This window comes from Enterobacter sp. PL_is379 (assembly GCF_055817355.1).
Map to the genome: position 1 here is coordinate 13,808 of NZ_JBVPGT010000029.1, position 19,011 is coordinate 32,818.

General features: G+C 60.0%; 18 protein-coding genes. 6 read left to right on the forward strand and 12 right to left on the reverse strand.

Annotation, left to right across the window (positions count from 1 at the left end):
• The first annotated feature begins 13 nt into the window (after positions 1–13).
• Together nrdB and yfaE are read left to right on the forward strand one after the other, a co-directional pair.
• Positions 14–1,144: a class Ia ribonucleoside-diphosphate reductase subunit beta gene (gene nrdB, locus AC0TOY_RS12585; protein ID WP_023312514.1), complete on the forward strand. Its 1,131-nt coding sequence runs from the start codon at positions 14–16 to the stop codon at positions 1,142–1,144.
• Positions 1,144–1,398 (forward strand): class I ribonucleotide reductase maintenance protein YfaE, encoded by a 255-nt coding sequence (gene yfaE / locus AC0TOY_RS12590; protein ID WP_008500234.1) that lies wholly within the window; start codon positions 1,144–1,146, stop codon positions 1,396–1,398. Before nrdB ends, yfaE begins: the two co-directional genes overlap by 1 nt.
• 23 nt (positions 1,399–1,421) lie before the next feature.
• Here yfaE and glpQ read toward each other — a convergent pair whose 3' ends face one another.
• Entirely contained in the window at positions 1,422–2,474 is a 1,053-nt protein-coding gene (gene glpQ / locus AC0TOY_RS12595) for a glycerophosphodiester phosphodiesterase (protein WP_473721909.1), read from the reverse strand.
• A gap of 11 nt (positions 2,475–2,485) precedes the next feature.
• Positions 2,486–3,838, reverse strand: a complete 1,353-nt coding sequence (gene glpT / locus AC0TOY_RS12600) for a glycerol-3-phosphate transporter (RefSeq protein WP_024908206.1) — start codon at positions 3,836–3,838, stop codon at positions 2,486–2,488.
• 251 nt (positions 3,839–4,089) lie between these two features.
• On the opposite strand from glpT, the gene glpA reads away from it, so the two are divergent.
• From glpA to glpC, 3 genes are read left to right on the forward strand one after another with little or no spacing between them, the layout of a single operon-like run.
• On the forward strand, positions 4,090–5,718 hold the full coding sequence (gene glpA / locus AC0TOY_RS12605; RefSeq protein WP_420278530.1) for an anaerobic glycerol-3-phosphate dehydrogenase subunit A: 1,629 nt from the start codon (positions 4,090–4,092) through the stop codon (positions 5,716–5,718).
• Complete coding sequence (gene glpB / locus AC0TOY_RS12610) at positions 5,708–6,925, forward strand: glycerol-3-phosphate dehydrogenase subunit GlpB (protein WP_024908208.1); 1,218 nt, start codon at positions 5,708–5,710, stop codon at positions 6,923–6,925. Before glpA ends, glpB begins: the two co-directional genes overlap by 11 nt.
• Entirely contained in the window at positions 6,922–8,112 is a 1,191-nt protein-coding gene (gene glpC, locus AC0TOY_RS12615; protein WP_473721910.1) for an anaerobic glycerol-3-phosphate dehydrogenase subunit GlpC, read from the forward strand. Before glpB ends, glpC begins: the two co-directional genes overlap by 4 nt.
• A gap of 33 nt (positions 8,113–8,145) precedes the next feature.
• On the opposite strand, the gene AC0TOY_RS12620 is transcribed toward glpC, so the two are convergent.
• From AC0TOY_RS12620 to AC0TOY_RS12665, 10 genes are all read right to left on the reverse strand, one after another.
• Positions 8,146–9,345: a nicotinamide mononucleotide deamidase-related protein YfaY gene (locus tag AC0TOY_RS12620; protein WP_473721911.1), complete on the reverse strand. Its 1,200-nt coding sequence runs from the start codon at positions 9,343–9,345 to the stop codon at positions 8,146–8,148.
• A gap of 93 nt (positions 9,346–9,438) precedes the next feature.
• Positions 9,439–9,978, reverse strand: coding sequence for a YfaZ family outer membrane protein (locus tag AC0TOY_RS12625; RefSeq protein WP_024908211.1), 540 nt, complete (start codon positions 9,976–9,978; stop codon positions 9,439–9,441).
• 124 nt (positions 9,979–10,102) lie between these two features.
• The gene (menE, locus tag AC0TOY_RS12630) at positions 10,103–11,464 is read right to left on the reverse strand and encodes an o-succinylbenzoate--CoA ligase (protein WP_473721912.1); all 1,362 of its coding nucleotides are present in this window, start codon (positions 11,462–11,464) and stop codon (positions 10,103–10,105) included.
• Complete coding sequence (gene menC / locus AC0TOY_RS12635) at positions 11,461–12,426, reverse strand: o-succinylbenzoate synthase (protein ID WP_473721913.1); 966 nt, start codon at positions 12,424–12,426, stop codon at positions 11,461–11,463. The genes menE and menC overlap by 4 nt, the downstream gene beginning before the upstream one ends.
• On the reverse strand, positions 12,426–13,283 hold the full coding sequence (gene menB, locus AC0TOY_RS12640) for a 1,4-dihydroxy-2-naphthoyl-CoA synthase (RefSeq protein WP_014832749.1): 858 nt from the start codon (positions 13,281–13,283) through the stop codon (positions 12,426–12,428). Before menB ends, menC begins: the two co-directional genes overlap by 1 nt.
• Positions 13,280–14,056, reverse strand: coding sequence for a 2-succinyl-6-hydroxy-2,4-cyclohexadiene-1-carboxylate synthase (gene menH, locus AC0TOY_RS12645; RefSeq protein ID WP_473721914.1), 777 nt, complete (start codon positions 14,054–14,056; stop codon positions 13,280–13,282). Before menH ends, menB begins: the two co-directional genes overlap by 4 nt.
• Positions 14,053–15,723, reverse strand: coding sequence for a 2-succinyl-5-enolpyruvyl-6-hydroxy-3-cyclohexene-1-carboxylic-acid synthase (gene menD / locus AC0TOY_RS12650; RefSeq protein ID WP_473721915.1), 1,671 nt, complete (start codon positions 15,721–15,723; stop codon positions 14,053–14,055). Before menD ends, menH begins: the two co-directional genes overlap by 4 nt.
• An 88-nt stretch (positions 15,724–15,811) precedes the next feature.
• Complete coding sequence (gene menF / locus AC0TOY_RS12655; RefSeq protein WP_473721916.1) at positions 15,812–17,107, reverse strand: isochorismate synthase MenF; 1,296 nt, start codon at positions 17,105–17,107, stop codon at positions 15,812–15,814.
• 86 nt (positions 17,108–17,193) lie between these two features.
• Entirely contained in the window at positions 17,194–17,499 is a 306-nt protein-coding gene (gene elaB, locus AC0TOY_RS12660; protein ID WP_008500219.1) for a stress response protein ElaB, read from the reverse strand.
• A 53-nt stretch (positions 17,500–17,552) separates the two neighbouring features.
• Positions 17,553–18,014 carry a GNAT family N-acetyltransferase gene (locus tag AC0TOY_RS12665; protein WP_048992437.1) on the reverse strand — a complete coding sequence of 154 codons (462 nt, stop codon included), beginning with the start codon at positions 18,012–18,014 and terminating at the stop codon, positions 17,553–17,555.
• A 71-nt stretch (positions 18,015–18,085) separates the two neighbouring features.
• Between AC0TOY_RS12665 and rbn the strand changes: the two genes are divergently transcribed.
• Positions 18,086–19,003, forward strand: a complete 918-nt coding sequence (gene rbn, locus AC0TOY_RS12670; protein ID WP_473721917.1) for a ribonuclease BN — start codon at positions 18,086–18,088, stop codon at positions 19,001–19,003.
• Positions 19,004–19,011: the final 8 nt, after the last annotated feature.

Here is a 19,011-nt window from a genome sequence, read left to right on the forward strand (position 1 = left end):
TTAGGACACACTCATGGCATATACCACCTTTTCACAGACGAAAAACGACCAGCTCAAAGAGCCGATGTTCTTCGGCCAGCCGGTCAACGTGGCACGCTACGATCAGCAAAAATATGACATCTTCGAAAAGCTGATTGAAAAGCAACTCTCCTTCTTCTGGCGCCCGGAAGAAGTGGATGTCTCCCGCGACCGTATTGACTACCAGTCGCTGCCGGATCACGAAAAGCATATCTTCATCAGCAACCTGAAGTACCAGACGCTGCTGGACTCTATTCAGGGCCGTAGCCCGAACGTGGCGCTGCTGCCGCTGATCTCCATTCCAGAGCTGGAAACCTGGGTGGAAACCTGGGCGTTCTCCGAGACGATCCACTCCCGCTCTTACACCCACATCATCCGCAACATCGTGAACGATCCGGCGGTGGTGTTTGACGATATCGTCACCAACGAGCAGATCCAGAAGCGCGCGGAAGGCATTGCCCATTACTACGACGAACTGATCGAGATGACCAGCTACTGGCATCTGCTGGGCGAAGGCACCCACAACGTGAACGGTAAAACCATTACCGTGAACCTGCGCGCGCTGAAAAAGCAGCTGTATCTGTGCCTGATGAGCGTTAACGCGCTGGAAGCGATCCGCTTCTACGTCAGCTTCGCCTGCTCCTTCGCCTTTGCCGAGCGCAAGCTGATGGAAGGCAACGCCAAAATCATCCGTCTGATTGCCCGCGATGAAGCCCTGCACCTGACAGGTACCCAGCACATGCTGAACCTGCTGCGCAGCGGTACGGACGATCCGGAGATGGCGGAAATCGCCGAAGAGTGCAAGCAGGAGTGCTACGACCTGTTCGTACTGGCGGCTCAGCAGGAGAAAGAGTGGGCAGATTACCTGTTCCGCGACGGCTCCATGATTGGTCTGAACAAAGACATCCTGTGCCAGTACGTTGAGTACATCACCAACATCCGCATGCAGGCCGTCGGTCTCGACCTGCCGTTCCAGACGCGCTCTAACCCAATCCCGTGGATCAACACCTGGCTGGTGTCCGATAACGTGCAGGTTGCGCCGCAGGAAGTGGAAGTCAGCTCTTATCTGGTCGGTCAGATTGATTCTGAAGTCAACACCGACGACCTGAGCAATTTCCAGCTCTGATGTCACGCGTCACGTTAAGTCTTTCCGGCACTGAGGTACTGTGTCGGGAGGAGCACCCTTCTCTGCTGGTGGCGCTTGAGGCGCATCAGGTAGAAGTAGAGTACCAGTGTCGTTCCGGCTACTGCGGCTCCTGCCGCTGCCGTCTGGTCGCCGGCCAGGTGGACTGGCTGACCGAGCCGCTGGCCTTTATCAACGAAGGGGAAATTTTGCCCTGCTGCTGCCGGGCAAAAGGCGATATTGAGATCGAGATGTAAAAAAGGGCCTTACGGCCCTTTTTCTATTTTAAGAACGTCACCGCTTTATCAGGGAAATCCGTAAACAGTCCGTCCACGCCCGCCTGATTATACAACATCTCATAAAGCTGATTCACGTCCGTGGCATACTCCGGCAACTGGTCTGCACGCACCGTGTACGGATGCACCTGCATCTTGCTGGCATGTGCTTCTTTCACCATCGCCGTCAGCTTCACGTGGCCCGGCGTGGAGCCTTCCGCCACCAGCATGTGATAATCCGGCCCGATGCCGTCGGCGTACTGCGCAATCTGCTTCATCGCGCCCGGCTTAAACATCCAGTCGTAGTTGTAGTTAACCCACTTCCCGTCCGGCTGTTTCTCCTGGGTTTCATTCCAGTCAGTGTAGGCAATCAGCTGCACCAGGTTGAGGTTCATGCCCATCTTCGGCTCCAGCTCGGTTTTGATGCGCTTCAGCTCGGCGGCATCAAAACACTGCAGGTAGACTTTGTCCTTCTTGCTGGTGTAGCCGTACTGCTTCAGCACCTCCAGCGTCTTTGCGGCAATGTCTTTTCCTTCCTGATGGTGGAACCACGGCGCTTTGATCTCCGGGTAGATACCGATATTTTTACCGGTTGAGTGGTTCAGCCCCTGAACAAACTCAATCTCTTCCTGGAAGGTATGAATGCGGAAGTCAGATTTGCCCATCGGGAAACGTCCCGGATAGACCTGCACTTTCTTGCCGTTTTCAATCTCGAAGCCTTCGGTAAACTTCAGGGAACGGATCTCCGCCAGGGTGAAATCAATGGCGTAGTAGCGGCCATCTTTTCGCGCGCGGTCCGGGAAACGCTCCGCCACGTCCGTCACGCGGTCCAGATAGTGGTCATGCAGGACAACCAGCTGGTCGTCCTTCGTCATCACCAGATCCTGCTCGAGGTAATCCGCGCCCTGCGCATAGGCCATCGCTTTCGCCGGCAGCGTATGCTCCGGCAGATAGCCACTCGCGCCACGGTGGGCAATAACGATTTTATCCGCCGCCAGCGCGGAGCCTGTCATCAGGCCCGCCAGCAGCAGGCCTGTCGCTAACTGAGTTAATTTCATCGTAAAGCTCCTTATTGACGACGTGCCAGCACTTCCGCGTGGTGACGTTTCTCACCGATCATCACAACAATCAGCAGCAGTACCGCCAGCACGCTACCGCCGATCATCACCATAAAGCCGCCGTCCCAGCCGAAGAAGTCAACGGTGTAGCCCACAATGGCGCTCGCCGCGACCGAACCGCCGAGGTAACCGAACAGGCCGGTAAAGCCTGCCGCCGTGCCTGCCGCTTTTTTCGGTGCCAGCTCCAGCGCATGCAGACCGATCAGCATTACCGGACCATAAATCAGGAAGCCGATGACGATCATGCAGGCCATGTCTACTGATGGGTTGCCCGGCGGGTTGAGCCAGTAAACAACGGTCGCGATGGTCACCAGGGTCATAAAGAAGACGCCCGTCGCACCGCGGTTACCCTTAAACACCTTGTCCGACATCCAGCCACAAAGCAGCGTGCCCGGGATCCCGGCATATTCATACAGGAAATAGGCCCAGGACGATTTATCCAGCGCAAAGTGCTTTACCTCTTTCAGGTAGGTTGGCGACCAGTCGAGGATGCCGTAGCGCAGCAGGTAAACGAACACGTTCGCCACCGCGATGTACCACAGCAGCTTGTTCGGCAGGACGTACTTCATGAAGATCTGTTTTGCGGTCAGCTCCTCTTCGTGCTCCTTGCTGTAATCATCCGGATAGTCGTTTTTGTACTCTTCAATCGGCGGCAGGCCGCAGGACTGCGGCGTATCACGCATCAGCGCGAAAGCGAAAATCGCCACCACGATGGCGCCAAAGGCAGGCATATACAGCGCAGCGTGCCAGTCGTTGAACCAGGCCATCCCCAGCAGGAACAGCAGCGGCGGAATACCGCCACCCACGTTATGGGCACAGTTCCACACCGACACGATGCCGCCGCGCTCCTTCTGCGACCACCAGTGCACCATGGTGCGTCCGCACGGCGGCCACCCCATCCCCTGGAACCAGCCGCAGAGGAACAGCAGCACGAACATGATGGCAATGCTGGAGGTTGCCCACGGCACAAAGCCCATGAACAGCATCACCGCGGCCGCCAGGATCAGACCGGCGGGCAGGAACACGCGCGGATTCGAGCGATCCGACACGGAGCCCATGATGAATTTGGAAAAACCGTAGGCGATGGAGATCCCCGACAGCGCGAACCCCAGATCGCCGCGGGAAAAGCCCTGCTCCACCAGATACGGCATGGCGAGCGCGAAGTTTTTACGTACAAGGTAGTACGCCGCGTACCCGAAGAAGATCCCCAGGAAGATTTGCCAACGCAGACGGCGATAGAGCGGATCTATTTCTGCCTCTGGCAGACGCGCCCTGTGGGGCGCAGGTTTGAAGATACTGAGCATAACAGCCTCCGTGGCCTTGAAATGAATGAGCAGGTGGCTCGCACCTGAATTCCAGAGGCGGGGATGTTAAGAAATCACGGTGATTGTTACTGTGAATCAACGCACAGATTGTTACAGAAATATGACAGAATGCGCAAAAAAGCGCATGAAATCACGTTTCACTTTCGAATTCCGCGCGTTTATGTTCGAAATCAAACAAACCACAAAATTAATATGGCTAAATGATAAAAAACGAACATAGAGGGTAAACAATGACCATTCACGATCCTCGCTACAGCGATGTGATAATCATTGGCGGTGGCGCAACCGGCGCCGGGATCGCACGCGATTGCGCCCTTCGCGGCCTGAGCGTCACGCTTCTGGAACGCCATGATATCGCTACGGGCGCAACCGGGCGTAACCACGGCCTGCTGCACAGCGGCGCGCGGTATGCGGTCACCGACGCTGAATCCGCGCGCGAATGTATTGCTGAAAACCAGATCCTCAAGCGTATCGCCCGCCACTGCATTGAGCCGACCGACGGCCTCTTTATTACCCTTCCCGAAGATGATCTCGCCTTTCAGGACACCTTTATTACCGCCTGCAGCGCCGCGGGCATTCAGGCTGAGGCCCTGGATCCGGCGCTGGCGCGGCGGCTGGAACCGTCGGTTAACCCGGCGCTTATCGGCGCGGTGAAGGTCCCTGACGGCACCGTCGATCCGTTCCGCCTGACCGCCGCCAATATGCTGGACGCCCGGGAGCATGGCGCGCATATCCTGACCGGGCATGAAGTGACCGGGCTTATCCGCGAAGGCCATCGTATCTGCGGCGTGCGGATCCTTGATACGCAATATAACGAACACAGCGAGCTGTATGCCGCCGTTGTGGTCAACGCGGCGGGGATCTGGGGGCAGCGGATTGCGGAATACGCGGACCTTTCGGTGCGCATGTTCCCGGCGAAAGGCTCGCTGCTGATCCTCGACCACCGCATCAATAACCACGTGATCAACCGCTGCCGCAAACCGTCTGACGCCGATATCCTCGTGCCGGGAGATACCATTTCGTTAATCGGGACGACTTCAACCCACGTGGACTACAGCGAGATTGACTACAACCGCGTCACCGCTGAAGAGGTGGACATCCTGCTGCGCGAAGGGGAAAAACTGGCGCCGGTGATGGCCCAGACGCGTATTCTGCGCGCCTACGCGGGCGTGCGTCCGCTGGTCGCCAGCGACAACGACCCGAGCGGACGTAACGTCAGCCGGGGCATCGTGCTGCTCGATCACGCCGAACGCGACGGCATGGACGGGTTTATCACCATCACCGGCGGCAAGCTGATGACCTACCGCCTGATGGCCGAGTGGGCGACCGATGCCGTCTGCCGCAAGCTGGGCAATACCGAACGGTGCGTGACGGCAGAACAAGCCCTGCCCGGCTCGCGTCAGTCCACCGAGAAGACGCTGCAAAAAATTATCTCCCTGCCTGCGCCGCTGCGCGGGTCCGCTATTTACCGCCACGGCGACAGAACGCCACAGTGGCTCGGTGAAGGACGACTGAGCCGCAGCCTGGTGTGCGAGTGCGAAGCCGTCACCGCCGGTGAGGTGCAGTACGCGGTGGAGAATCTGACGGTCAACAGCCTGCTCGATCTTCGCCGCCGCACCCGCGTCGGAATGGGCACCTGTCAGGGCGAGCTGTGCGCCTGTCGTGCCGCCGGTCTGCTGCAGCGTTTTCACACCACCACCGCCACCCAGTCGCTCGATCAGCTCAGCGCGTTTTTAAACGAGCGCTGGAAAGGCATTCAGCCTGTCGCCTGGGGCGATGCCCTGCGCGAAAGCGAATTTACCCGCTGGGTCTACCAGGGGCTTTGCGGTCTTGAGAAGGAGCAACGCGATGAAATTTGATACCGTAATCGTCGGCGGCGGGCTGGCAGGCCTGCTCTGCGGCATCAAACTCACGAAGCAGGGGCTGCGCTGCGCCATTATCACCCGGGGCCAGAGCGCCCTGCACTTCTCGTCGGGCTCGCTGGATCTGGTGGACGAAGCGTACCGCGATAAGCTGCCGCCGGAACACCCGTATCACCTGATTGGCGCGCAGCATATTGACCGCTTTGCGCTGGAAACCGAAGCGCTGCTGGCGGACTGCGGCGCACGTCTGCAGGGCAGCGCCCGGCTCAATCACCAGCGCGTTACGCCGCTCGGCACCCTGCGTTCCGCGTGGCTCAGCCCGGAGGAGGTGCCCATTGCCCCCATTCGCGCGGGACGTGTGCGGGTGGTAGGGATTAGCGGCTTTCTGGATTTCCAGCCCCATCTCGCAGCGGCGTCGCTCTGTCGCCAGGGCGTTAACGCGGAAACGGCAGAGATAGAACTGCCCGAGCTTGATGTCCTGCGCGATAACCCGAGCGAGTTTCGCGCGGTGAATATCGCCCGTTTTCTTGATAACGAGGACAAATGGCCGCTGCTGTATGACGCGCTCAGGCCGCTCGGCGAAACCTGCGATGCCCTGCTGATGCCCGCCTGCTTCGGTTTACGCGACAACCGACTCTGGCGCTGGCTCTCGGATCGTCTGCCCTGCTCGCTCGGCCTGCTGCCAACGCTGCCCCCTTCCGTACCCGGCATTCGCCTGCATACCCAGCTCCAGCGTCAGTTTGTCGCGCAGGGCGGCGTGTGGATGGCGGGTGATGAGGTGAAAAAAATCACCCTGACCGACGGCGCGGTGAGCGAAATCTGGACGCGCAACCACGACGATATTCCGCTTCGCGCCCGCTATACGGTGCTGGCAAGCGGCAGCTTCTTCAGCAACGGGCTGCTGAGCAGCCGGGAGGGCATCCGGGAAGCCATTATGGGGCTGGATGTTCGCCAGCGTGCCTCACGCGCGGACTGGTATCAGAGTGATTTCTTCTCGCCGCAGCCCTGGCAACAGTTCGGCGTGATTGTCGATAACCAGCTGCATCCGCAGCTTTCCGGTAAACCCGTCAGGAATCTCTTTGCCATCGGCTCGCTGCTGGGCGGGTACGATCCCATTGCCCAGGGATGCGGTGGCGGGGTCTGCGCCGTCACGGCGCTGTATGTGGCAGAGCAGATTAGCCAGCGCACGGAGGCTGAACAATGAACGACACCCGTTTTGAAAGCTGCATCAAATGCACGGTGTGTACCACCGTCTGCCCGGTCAGCGGCGTTAACCCACGCTATCCCGGACCAAAGCAAGCCGGGCCGGACGGCGAGCGCCTGCGCCTGAAGGACGGCAAGCTGTACGATGAAGCGCTGAAATACTGCATTAACTGCAAACGCTGCGAAGTCGCCTGCCCGTCGGATGTGAAAATCGGCGATATCATTCAGCGCGCCCGGGCGCGCTACAGCACGCAAAAACCGACACTGCGCGATGCGATCCTGAGCCACACCGATCTGATGGGCAGCGTCTCGACGCCCTTTGCCCCCATCGTGAATGCCGCGACCTCGCTCAAACCGGTGCGTCAGCTGCTGGATGCCACGCTGAAGATAGACCATCACCGCAGCCTGCCGAAATATTCTCACGGCACCTTCCGCCGCTGGTACAAATCCGTCGCGGCGCAACAGGCGCAGTACGCCGACCAGGTGGCCTTTTTCCACGGCTGCTATGTGAACTACAACCACCCGCAGCTGGGTAAAGATCTGCTGAAGGTGCTGAACGCCATGGGCACGGGCGTTCAGTTACTGAACAAAGAGAAGTGCTGCGGCGTACCGCTAATTGCCAACGGGTTTACCGATAAAGCGCGCAGGCAGGCTCAAAGCAATGTCACCTCCCTGCGCGAAGCCATTGTCGATAAAGGTATTCCGGTGCTGGCGACCTCGTCCACCTGTACCTTCACACTGCGCGATGAGTATCCGCATCTGCTGGACGTGGATAACACCGGCCTGCGCGAGCACATCGAGCTGGCGACACGCTTCCTGTGGCGCAAACTGGATAGCGGGCAGACGTTGCCGCTGGGGACATTACCGCTGAAAGTGGTCTATCACACGCCGTGTCACATGGAAAAAATGGGCTGGTCGCTCTATACGCTTGAGCTGCTGCGGCTTATTCCAGGCCTGGAGCTGACGGTGCTGGATTCGCGCTGCTGCGGGATTGCGGGGACCTACGGCTTTAAGCGTGAAAACTACGAAACGTCACAGGCGATTGGCGCCCCGCTGTTCCGTCAGATTGAAGAGAGCGGCGCGGATATCGTGGTAACGGACTGCGAAACCTGCAAGTGGCAGATTGAGATGTCCACCAGCAAGCGCTGTGAACATCCGATTACCCTGCTGGCGAAGGCGCTGGGCTGAACAGTGCCGGGGCGAAAGGCCCCGGCACAGGTTTTACTCGATAAACAGCGACTCGACCACATGGATCCAGCCGTGCTCGCTGGCAACCTCTTTACCATTCAGCCAGCGGCGCAGCATGTTCAACGCCATCATCGCGCAAACCTCCTGACGCACCGCCAGGCTATGGCGGGTGATGCTCATTTTAACCCGCAGCGCCCAGGTGCCTTCCGGCGTCGCCAGCGCGAAGTTAAGGTATTCCTCGTCCAGCCCCCCGACAAACAACGCCAGACCGGCAAAATGCTTCACCCTTCTCTCGGACGCCCAGCGGGCGGTCTGCGCCAGGGTCTCCTGCTGGAACGGCACCACTTCGCTGGCCAGCAGCGGCGCGTTGACGCGCGACAGCTGCAGCGCCAGCAGGCCACCGGTGAACTGCTCGCTTAAGGTCACGCTCAGCTGACGCGCCTGCAGATGCGTCGCAATCTGCGCGGGCAACCCTTCCGTACCTTCAAAGATCAGGCTTTCGCCCGCCACGCGCTGCACCTCTGGCCACAGGGCCAGCATCGCCTCTTTCTGTTCGGCCGGGCCTGTCAGCTTAAGTTCAATGATCGGCATGGAGGAGCGATAGCCCATGGACACGCCTGGCGGCAGCGGAAGATGATCGAGGCTCTGGGCCAGATCGCTTTCCGAGCGGCCAAAGGTGGTCAGACGCAGGCACAGCGGCGGTTCAGGCAGGGTAAAACGATCGCGAAGGCGCGGCAGGACCTGCTGCTCGACCATCACTTTAAATTCTGAGGGCACACCCGGCGTAAAGAACATCAGGCAGCGGTTCAGCTGCATAGCAAACCCGCACGCGGTACCCACCGGGTTATCGACCAGTTCAGCACTGGCGGGAATTTCAGCCTGTTTGCGGTTGCTTGGGGCCATGACGCGGCCACGTTCGGAGAAAAAGCGCTCCATCTGCGAAAGCCACGCCTCGTGCAGCACCAGCCCTTCGCCTTTTGCGGTCGCGGCGGCCAGGGCGCTGAGATCGTCGCCGGTGGGGCCGAGTCCGCCGTTCACAATCAGCACGTCGCAGTGCTCGCTGCGCTCACGCAGAATAGCGACCAGCGACTCAAGATTGTCGCCTACGGTATTGCGGCGCGTTAACGGTAATCCTTGCTCAAAGAAAAGATCGGCAAGCCAGGCAGCATTGGTATCAATAATTTGTCCATGCAGCACTTCGTCGCCGGTGGATAACATCTCCACGTTAATCATTATGTTCTCCCGCTTATATGGTCAAAACACTATAGCGCAAACGCGGGGTGGAGAAGAGAGAAACTGGCGCGACAGAACGCCGCGCCGGAGTGATTAGAAGCCTGCGCTAACGCCCACGTACGGGCCGTCGGCCAGCGCATTGTCACGGTTGCCGTCTTTACCGGCCAGGTTCAGATAGCGATAGCCAGCTTCGATGGTAATCGGACGCATGATGGTCCAGCGCGCACCGGCGTTGGCCTCTTCATAACTTTCGATACCGCTGGAGAGGGAGTCCGGCGAATAGTAGTACTCACCAAACAGGCCGAAGCTGTCGCCAATTTTCCACTGCAGGCCGCCGCCCACTGCCGCCGCGTACCCTTCATCACCGTCATTTGGGTTGGTATAGATGCCTTTACCGCCGACGGTCGCCAGGAACGGGCCAAGAGGAACGTTGAGACCCAGGCCGAGGCTGGCCGCGTCGCCGTCGTCATCGTTATGCGTCCAGCCGCCGGTCATCGCCAGACCGGATGTCTCAGTACCCATGCCAAAGCCCAGGTGGGTATAATCCTGACCCGCCGAGCCGTTAATGCTAATGGCGTTCGCCGCCGCCGATACAACCATCAGGCCGAAGCCCAGTAATGCCACTTTTTTCATTGTCGTGATCCCGCACAATTATTATAAAGAAGTCCCAAAACCGCGAGATTTTAACCGGAGTCTCCCGGGGATCAAGCACTCTGCGTGCGGCCGGTCTGTAGATTGTAACTTTTTGAAACGGCTATTATCCCTTCAGCGATGCGTTCACCCACTGCTGCAGCGCGCGGCGTGAGACTTTGATGCCGCCATTTTTGAGTTCAGTCGGTAACACCAGCCAGCGGACGGGTTGCTCAAAACGCGCGACCTTATCCCTGACCCAGTCGGGTAAGCAGGTGATATCCGTTCCCGGCTCACACTCCACCACCGCCACCGGACGTTGCCCGAATTCAGCGTCGTCCAGCGGGACGACAAACACCTGGTTAACCTGCGGGTGCGTGGCGATAACGCGCTCCAGCGATTCCGGCTGGATCCCTTCTCCGCCGCTAAAAAAGAGGTTGTCCATGCGGCCAAGGATCGTCAGACGGCCGTCATGCCATTCGCCGCGATCGCGTGTGGCGAACCAACCCTGCGCGTTGGTCAGCGGAATCAGTTCGCCGTCTCGCCAGTAGCCTGAGGCCATGCTTTGCGCCCGGATCCAGACTTCACCATTAACCACCTGCACCTCTCTGCCCGGCAGCGCACAGCCCACGTCCGGCTCGCCGTCCGCCTCTTTCGCACAAACGGTAGAGGCAAACTCGGTCAGACCGTAGCCGCAGAAGGTGCATATATCCTGCTCTCGCGCCTGTTCGGTCAATTCAACAGGGATGGCCGCCCCGCCCAGCAGCACCGCTTTCAGTGCGACAGGCTGGTGCGCATTCAGCAAGCGCCAGAGCTGGGTCGGCACCAGCGAGGCGTGGGTGCAGCCGCGCAACGCCTGCTCAAGAGGCTGTTTCTCGCGTACGGTTAACCGCGCGCCGGCCTGCAGCCAGCGCCATAAAATTCCCTGGCCGGAAACGTGAAACAGCGGTAGCGAGAGCAGCCAGTCGTCGTCTTCACCGTAGGGCATCAGCGACAAAACGCCGCGCGCGCTGGCGAGATGCGCCTCGCACGTATGCACCGCTGCCTTAGGCAGCCCGGTGGAGCCGGAGGTCAGCGTCATGGAGGCCAGCCGCGCCGGTTGCCACGCAGCGCAATACGCATCGGCTGTCTCGTGCATATGCAGGGCAGGAAGAGCGTCGTAGCTGCCGTCCAGCACCAGCGCAAAGCACAGCGTCATCTGCGGAAGCAGCACGTCCAGCAGCAGGCGCGGAAGCTGCGGATTAGCGGGAAGAATACGCGCCCCGCACTGGAGGAGCGCCAGCCACGCCAGCAGGGTTTGCGGATGATTATGGGCCAGCAGCAGCACGCCGTTGCCCTCCTCCACGCCCTGCCGGTGAAACTCTGCCGCAAGCCGGTCGACGCGGGTGCACAGCTGCTGCCAGCTGAGCACCTCATCGTTCAGCCTGAGGGCCGGTTTATCAGCAGACAGCGCGCACCAGTGCCGCCACGGCCAGTCGGTAAAACTCATCGCAGCGGCTCCAGCGCCTCGACGTCGAGGCACGGCAGCGCGCTGTCCGGCCACGGGCGGATAAGCTGAGCCTGCATCAGGTTCAGCGTGTCGAGGCCAGGAACCGTATCCGGCGTTAGCCAGGCGGCAATGCGCGCCAGCTGGGTCAGCCCAAGGCTGGACTCAATCGACGAGCTGATGACCGCCGTCAGCCCTGAGGCGTGCGCTGCTGCGACCTGCTCGCGCACCTTCGCCAGACTGCCGGTCAGCGTCGGTTTAATCACCACCGAGCTGACGCCGGGCTCGGCGACAAATTCAAAATCGTCCTCGCGCAGGCTTTCATCCCAGGCGATGGCAATCCCGGTTTCGCGGGCAAACGCGCGCGAATCGTCGCGGGTTTTGCACGGTTCTTCGAGGAAGGCAATGCGGCTGCGGTAGGCCGGGTTGACGTACTTTGCAAACTGCTGCGCCTTGAGCGGCGTCCAGGCGCGGTTGGCGTCCAGACGCAGATGCAGATCGGGGATCGCCTCCAGCAGCAGGTTGGCGACCATGCCGTCGCGCACCGCTTCATAGAGACCGACTTTAATTTTCGCCACCTTCTCGCCCGGCATGGCGGAGAGCAGCGCGAACAGCTCGTCAGGATCGCCCGTACAGAGCGGCGCCGCGCGGTAATTCCCCGCTTCCGGCAGTCTGCCGTCCAGCTCCGCCAGCGCGCAGCTGATACCAAAGGCCGCGGAAGGCACCTCCGGCAGCACCGGATCCGCCCCCCCGCGCCACGCGTCCGCCCAAGCCAGCAAGGCCGTCTGCGCGTCATCCAGTGACTCCTGGCTAAAGCCCGGCAGAGGCGAAATCTCGCCCCAGCCTTCCCGCTCGCCCTGCTGCAGATGCACGAAGAAGCCGTCACGGGTTTTTAACCGCCTTTCACGCAGCACCACGCCCGCGTCCATCGGTATCTGCCAGCGGTAAACCTGCGCGCGACGCATTACGGATTCCGTTTGTATTTGCTGAAGTCCGGCTGGCGTTTTTCGTTAAACGCGTTGCGCCCTTCCTGACCCTCTTCGGTCATGTAGAACAGCATGGTGGCGTTGCCCGCCAGCTCCTGCAGACCCGCCTGACCGTCGCAGTCGGCATTGAGCGCGGCCTTCAGGCAGCGCAGCGCCATCGGGCTGTTTTGCAGCATTTCACGGCACCAGCGAACGGTCTCTTTTTCGAGATCGGCAATCGGTACCACGGTATTCACCAGGCCCATATCCAGCGCTTCCTGCGCGTTGTACTGACGGCACAGGAACCAGATTTCGCGGGCTTTTTTCTGCCCGACGATGCGCGCCATGTAGGAGGCACCCCAGCCGCCGTCGAAGGATCCTACTTTCGGGCCGGTCTGGCCGAAGATGGCGTTCTCGGCGGCAATGGTCAGGTCACACATCATGTGCAGGACGTGGCCGCCGCCGATAGAGTAGCCCGCCACCATCGCCACCACCGGTTTTGGACAGGTGCGGATCTGACGCTGGAAATCGAGGACGTTCAGGTGATGCGTACCCGCGTCGTCCTGGTATCCGCCGTAGTCACCGCGCACTTTCTGATCGCCACCGGAGCAGAACGCTTTCTCGCCTTCGCCGGTCAGGACAATCACGCCGATGTTATCGTCGTAGCGCGCATCCGCCAGGGCCTGAATCATCTCTTTCACGGTCAGCGGGCGGAAGGCGTTACGCACCTGCGGGCGGTTGATGGTGATTTTGGCAATGCCGTCGGTGGATTTGTGGTAACGAATGTCGGTGTAGCCTTCGGAGCAGTCCTGCCATTCAACCGGGGCGTAAAGCATGTTTTCATCAGGGTAGATCATAGAGTGTCCTTTATTCGAAGACGCAGTATCTGAGCCAGACTTGCCGCAACCGCATCGGGGTTTTCCCGGTGGGCGTTGTGTCCGGCGTTGGGAATTGCATGGCGAACAACGTTCAGCTCCGCGGCAAGGGCCGCGAACTTCTCGTCACGTTCGCCATAGAGATAATCAAAAGAGAAATCGCGCGCGCTCAGGGCAGCACGCAGGTCGGGCTGCACGGCCAGCGAGGTCGACTCAAGCATCATAGCCAGCATCGCGCCGTCGTTCTGGCTGCGGAGGGTAATCAGCGCCTCGCGCTGGGCGTCAGTGAGGGAGGCGAACACGGGCTGTTGATACCAGTCAGCGAACACCTTCTCCAGCGGTTCGCTGCGAAAACGCGTTGCCCAACGGCGGTCGGATACCAGCCGCGCCTGTCGCGCATCGGCATCCTGCAGGCCCGGATGTCCTCCCTCCACTATTGCGCCCTGCAGCCCCTTTGGCTGCTGGCAGGCATGGAACATTGCAATGCGGCCGCCGAGGGAGTACCCGATGAGCCAGAAATTCAGTATGTTGTAACTAATAAGAGTTTGGGTGAGTAGCCTGCTCATCTCGTCAAAGCCCGTGACGCCCAGATTCCGGGATCCACCGTGCCCCGGCAGATCCAGATACAGCCGGGGGTAGTCACGGAGTCGCTCACCAACAACCTGCCACTCGCGGCAATCGCCGGAAAAACCGTGCAAAAAGACCAGCCAGGGATAGCCTGGTTTTCCGGCCTGCTGCACGCCCGAGAGGATCACAGCTGGCTCACCTGCGCCAGCAGGCTTTGCAGGGTCTGCGCACCGTCAGCATCGTTTACCACCAGCTCAATCAGCGTCGCACCCGGCAGCTTCCAGGCGCTGCTTAACGCCGCGTCCAGCTGTTCCCAGCTTTCCGGGCGATGGTATTTCAGGCTAAACATCGCCGCGGCGTGTTCGAACTGCACGTTCTGCGGCATCAGATAGAAGCGCTCGCGCTCGCTCTGCGGCGTAGGCAGCAGGGAAAAAATCTGCCCGCCGTTGTTGTTGACCACAATCAGCACGAACGGGGCTGACGCCTGACGCAGCAGCGCCAGCGCGTTGAGATCGTAGAGCGCGGAGAGATCGCCCACGATCGCCAGCGTTGATTTCGCGCTGGCGCGCTGCACGCCCGCCGCCGTGGAGATCAGCCCGTCGATACCGCTGGCGCCACGATTGCTGTACACCGGGTAGCCCCCGGGCAGCTTCGAAAAAGCGTCAATCAGCCGCACGACCAGGCTGTTGCCGACAAACAGCTGCCCCTGTTCAGGCAGGCACTGGCGAATACGGTGCGCCAGCCCGGCCTCGCTAAACGCCTCACAGTGCGCTTTGGTCAGTTCCCACGCCTGGCGCGAAAGGTTCGGGATGGCAACCGCCCAGGGCTTGCGTTTTTCAGCCGGATGAAGCGTCAGCCAGGCGTCGATACGGCTGATCAGACGACGTCCGCGGTGGTGCGCCGGGTCAAGCCGCCCTTCCAGCGCGTCCACCAGCCAGTACTCTTCCGGCGTGCAGGTGGCCTGCCACTGCAGTAACCGTTTGCCGGTCAAACTCGATCCAAGCTGAACCACAATCTGCGCCTGCGACAGCTCGGTGACCGCTTTGGCATTACCCAGCCAGAGGTCGGCGCACGGCAGCGGCTGACCGGTCTGGGAAAGCACGTCGCCTATCAGCGGCCAGCCCAGGGTTTGCGCCCATTCGGCGACAAGCTTGCCTTCGGCGGCGCTCATGCGCCCGGCAATCACCACGCCGCGCTTCTGCCGCCAGAAGAACCAGTCGCGCTGCTTCGCGCTCTCAAGGTGCGTCTGCTCGCGAAGCCACGGTTTTTCACTCTCCCACCAGTCGCCAAGGGATTGCTGCCAGTCAAGACCCGTATCGTCCAGCTCACCGTACAGCGGCTCGGCAAACGGGCAGTTAATGTGCAACGCCCCGCTGCGCAACGTCTCCAGAGCGTGATCGACGGTGGAGACCAGCCAGCTTGCCGGAATATCCTGGGTGGGACGGGGCAGCGAAATCGTCTGCGAAGGATGAGAAGAAAAGAGCCCCGGCTGACGGATGGCCTGATTGGCGCCGCAGTCGATAAGCTCAGGGGGGCGATCGGCCGTCAGTAAGATCAGTTTTTCACCGGTTAACCCGGCTTCAATCAGAGCCGGATAGAGGTTCGCCACGGCGGTACCGGAAGTGACGATCACCGCCACGGGCTCTTTGCTGACCTTCGCCAGACCCAGCGCGAGATGCCCGAGGCCACGCTCATCAAAGTGGGTGTGATGAATCAACGCCCGGTTTTCGGCGGCCGTCAGCGTCAGCGGCGTTGAGCGAGAACCCGGTGCAATACACACGTGCCTGACGCCGTGGCGCGTCAGGGCTTCAAGGATCACCGCCGCCCAGCGTCGGTTAAAAGAACTTACTGACATGAGATTGTCCGGTATCAAGAATGCGACACAGTATAAATAATAGAAAAAATTGGAATTTTGATATGAATCGGGATTGCGCGATTCAGTATTAATCCCTTAGGAGCAGAGAGCGCAATCCGGCCGCTTTGTTTTCGATCTCCTGCCACTCCTGTTCCGGGTCAGACCCGCTGACAATGCCGGCACCGGCATAGAGCCGCAGGGAGTCATCCTGGACGCGGGCGGAGCGCAACGCCACGCAGAACTCACTCTGATCGGGGGATAAATACCCGGCAGAACCGGCGTACCACTCGCGGTTAAAGGGCTCAACCTTCTGGATAAACTCGCGCGCAGGCTGTCGGGGTAATCCGGCTACGGCCGCGGTCGGCTGTAGCATGAGCAGACACTGCTCATCATCGGCCTGTTTGAGCTCGGTCCAGATACAGCGGCGCAAATGCTGCACTTTACGCAGGCGCACCACCTGAGGGGGCAGTACCTCAAGCGTCTGCGTGTAGTGCTGAAGACGCTGGCAGATATCTTCCACGACCAGCATATTTTCGCGCTGGTTTTTATCGTCGTTAAGCAACCACTCGCCGAGACGCTGCGCCTGGCTATCATCGGTATGGCTGGCAACGGTGCCCGCCAGCGCTTCCGTGCGCAGCAGCGTGCCGCGCCGCCGCCAGAGACGCTCGGGCGTCGAGCCAAGAAACGCGTTGCTGGCGTTGAATACCATGCAGAAATGGTAGCAGTGTAAATTCAGGGCGCGGCTGGCCGCCATCAGCGCGACAGGGTTAACGCGCTGTGTGAACTGCAGATCGGTTGCCCGGGCGAGAACCACTTTTTCAAAATCACCGCGCGCGATGGTCTCCGTCGCCCTGAGGATAAGTTTTAGCCATTCGGCCTGCTGCGGCTGATGGGTTTCGTGCTCAACCTGAACGGACAGTGGACGGATAGATCTCGCAGGACGGAGCTGCTGTAAAAAATCCCGCGCGGCGTGGGCATCTTCCTGAAGTGAATAATCGCTCCACAGCTGCAGGCGCAGCGTGGCGGTGCCGGCGGTGCGTCGCCAGAGCAGCCGCGGTAAAAAGAGGCTGCTCTGCTCCGGATTAAAGGCGTTCAGGCCGCAGATGCGGGTATCACCTGCCGCGTTTTGCTCGCGCAAAAACTGCGAGGCTAACGCCAGAGAGGAAAAAGGGATAACCGCTCCCAGCGCGGCCAGCTCTTCATCGCCGTTACGCTGCTGCCAGTAAAACTGCGGATAACACTGCTGCGCCCCAAGCCAGGCGAGAGGGTCGAAAGCGTCGTTTAACGGGAAAGAGACGTCGAAATGACGTATGCCGGGTGCTGCGGGTAACGCTTGCGATAGCTGGGTACGCAGTTGCTCCAGCGCGAGGAAAATCGAATTCACGCGAACCTCTCCCTGTTAAAGCCTCGTATTATACGGGGTACTGGCAATAAATAGCAGTACCCACGTATAGGGAGTGGTTAAGCGGCTTAACGACGGGCCAACAGCAGCCCCAGCACCAGCCCGACGGCAGCGCCGACTCCAATACCCTGCCACGGTTTTTCATGCACGTAATCATCGGCACGGTACACCGCTTTTTTGGCGCGGTAGTAGTAGGTATCAGACGCATGGCTGACGCGGTTTTTCACTTCATGCAGCGCCTGCTCGGCGCGGGCTTTTAGCTCAATATATTTCTGATCGGCAGGGTCGCCCGAGGAACGTAACACCTCTTCCAGCGTTTCGCTCAGTAAGGCCAGGTCGTCGTCGATACGGGTATCCCAGGATTGAAATGACATATTTTTCTCCATGTTAGTACACCAGTCCGCTAACTATAGCCAACGACTCGTCATTACGCCTGCTTCGCTTCCCGCGCCATGCCGATGTGGGGAATGCCGTCTTCATCGTACACCTCGGTGACGGGCACGAAGCCAAAGTGGCCGTAGAAGGACTGCAGGTGCGCCTGCGCGCCCAGGTATAACGCTTTGTCCGGCCACTGTTTCTGGCACGCCTCCAGCGTTTTCTCCATCAGCTGATAGCCGAGTTTTTCACCACGCGCTTTGCCGCTGATGATGACGCGGCCAATGACAACAGGCTCAAAATCGTCTTCGCTTTTCAGAATCCTCGCATACGCCACCAGCTCGTTATCCCGCCAGCCGAGGATATGGCGGTTCTCGCCGACGAGGTCATCGCCGTCGATGTCCTGATACGGGCAGGTCTGTTCAACCACAAACACTTCGCAGCGCAGCTTCAGCAGGGCGTAAAGTGAATGAACGGTGAGGTCACTATGGTGTAAATCTTGCCACTGGATCATGTCAGTCTCCTTCCTGGGGTTCATCACGTTATACTAAACCCCTCCCCGTTCGGCAAAGGGCTGATTGCGTTATGGAACTGATTTTTCTGGGTACGTCCGCGGGCGTGCCAACCCGCTCACGAAATGTGACGGCGATACTGCTGGATCTTAAACACCCCACCCGCGGCGGGCTGTGGCTGTTTGACTGTGGTGAAGGGACGCAGCATCAGCTGTTACACACCGCTTATCACCCCGGCAAGCTGGATAAAATTTTTATCACCCATCTGCATGGCGACCATCTGTTTGGCCTTCCCGGCCTGCTGTGCAGCCGCTCGATGGCCGGTAACGCCAACCCGCTGACGATTTACGGGCCTGCGGGTATTCGTGAATTTGTTGAAACCACGCTGCGCCTGAGCGGGTCGTGGACGGATTATCCGCTGGAGGTCGTTGAGATTAGCGAAGGCCTGATTTTCGATGACGGCGATTATAAGGTGAGCGCTCAGCCGCTCAATCACCCTGTCGAGTGCTATGGCTATCGCATTGACGCGCATGACAAACCCGGCGCGCTGGACGCCGCCGCACTGATGGCCGATGGCGTAAAACCCGGACCGCTGTTCCAGCGTCTGAAGCATGGAGAGACCGTCACGCTGGAGGACGGGCGCGTCATCAACGGTCAGGATTATCTCGCCGCACCGCAGCCGGGCAAAAAAATAGCTATTTTTGGCGATACGGCCCCGTGCCCGGCGGCGCTCACGCTGGCCCAGGGCGTGGACGTGATGGTGCATGAAGCGACGCTTGAAACGGCGATGGAAGAGAAAGCCAACAGTCGAGGCCATAGCTCCACGCGTCAGGCGGCACAGCTTGCCCGTGACGCGGGCGTCGGGAGGCTCATCGTCACCCACGTCAGCTCGCGCTACGACGCGCGGGGATGCGCAAGCCTGCTGGCAGAGTGCCGCACGCTGTTTCCGGAATGTGAGCTGGCCGAAGATTTCGCTCAGGTCAGCGTTTAGTCCTTCAT

Bases quoted from the DNA above. Each gene is read 5' to 3' on its own strand.
- nrdB (WP_023312514.1), top strand. From the start codon at position 14: ATGGCATATACCACCTTTTCACAGACGAAAAACGACCAGCTCAAAGAG.
- yfaE (WP_008500234.1), top strand. From the start codon at position 1,144: ATGTCACGCGTCACGTTAAGTCTTTCCGGCACTGAGGTACTGTGTCGG.
- glpQ (WP_473721909.1), bottom strand. From the start codon at position 2,474: ATGAAATTAACTCAGTTAGCGACAGGCCTGCTGCTGGCGGGCCTGATG.
- glpT (WP_024908206.1), bottom strand. From the start codon at position 3,838: ATGCTCAGTATCTTCAAACCTGCGCCCCACAGGGCGCGTCTGCCAGAG.
- glpA (WP_420278530.1), top strand. From the start codon at position 4,090: ATGACCATTCACGATCCTCGCTACAGCGATGTGATAATCATTGGCGGT.
- glpB (WP_024908208.1), top strand. From the start codon at position 5,708: ATGAAATTTGATACCGTAATCGTCGGCGGCGGGCTGGCAGGCCTGCTC.
- glpC (WP_473721910.1), top strand. From the start codon at position 6,922: ATGAACGACACCCGTTTTGAAAGCTGCATCAAATGCACGGTGTGTACC.
- AC0TOY_RS12620 (WP_473721911.1), bottom strand. From the start codon at position 9,345: ATGATTAACGTGGAGATGTTATCCACCGGCGACGAAGTGCTGCATGGA.
- AC0TOY_RS12625 (WP_024908211.1), bottom strand. From the start codon at position 9,978: ATGAAAAAAGTGGCATTACTGGGCTTCGGCCTGATGGTTGTATCGGCG.
- menE (WP_473721912.1), bottom strand. From the start codon at position 11,464: ATGAGTTTTACCGACTGGCCGTGGCGGCACTGGTGCGCGCTGTCTGCT.
- menC (WP_473721913.1), bottom strand. From the start codon at position 12,426: ATGCGTCGCGCGCAGGTTTACCGCTGGCAGATACCGATGGACGCGGGC.
- menB (WP_014832749.1), bottom strand. From the start codon at position 13,283: ATGATCTACCCTGATGAAAACATGCTTTACGCCCCGGTTGAATGGCAG.
- menD (WP_473721915.1), bottom strand. From the start codon at position 15,723: ATGTCAGTAAGTTCTTTTAACCGACGCTGGGCGGCGGTGATCCTTGAA.
- elaB (WP_008500219.1), bottom strand. From the start codon at position 17,499: ATGTCATTTCAATCCTGGGATACCCGTATCGACGACGACCTGGCCTTA.
- AC0TOY_RS12665 (WP_048992437.1), bottom strand. From the start codon at position 18,014: ATGATCCAGTGGCAAGATTTACACCATAGTGACCTCACCGTTCATTCA.
- rbn (WP_473721917.1), top strand. From the start codon at position 18,086: ATGGAACTGATTTTTCTGGGTACGTCCGCGGGCGTGCCAACCCGCTCA.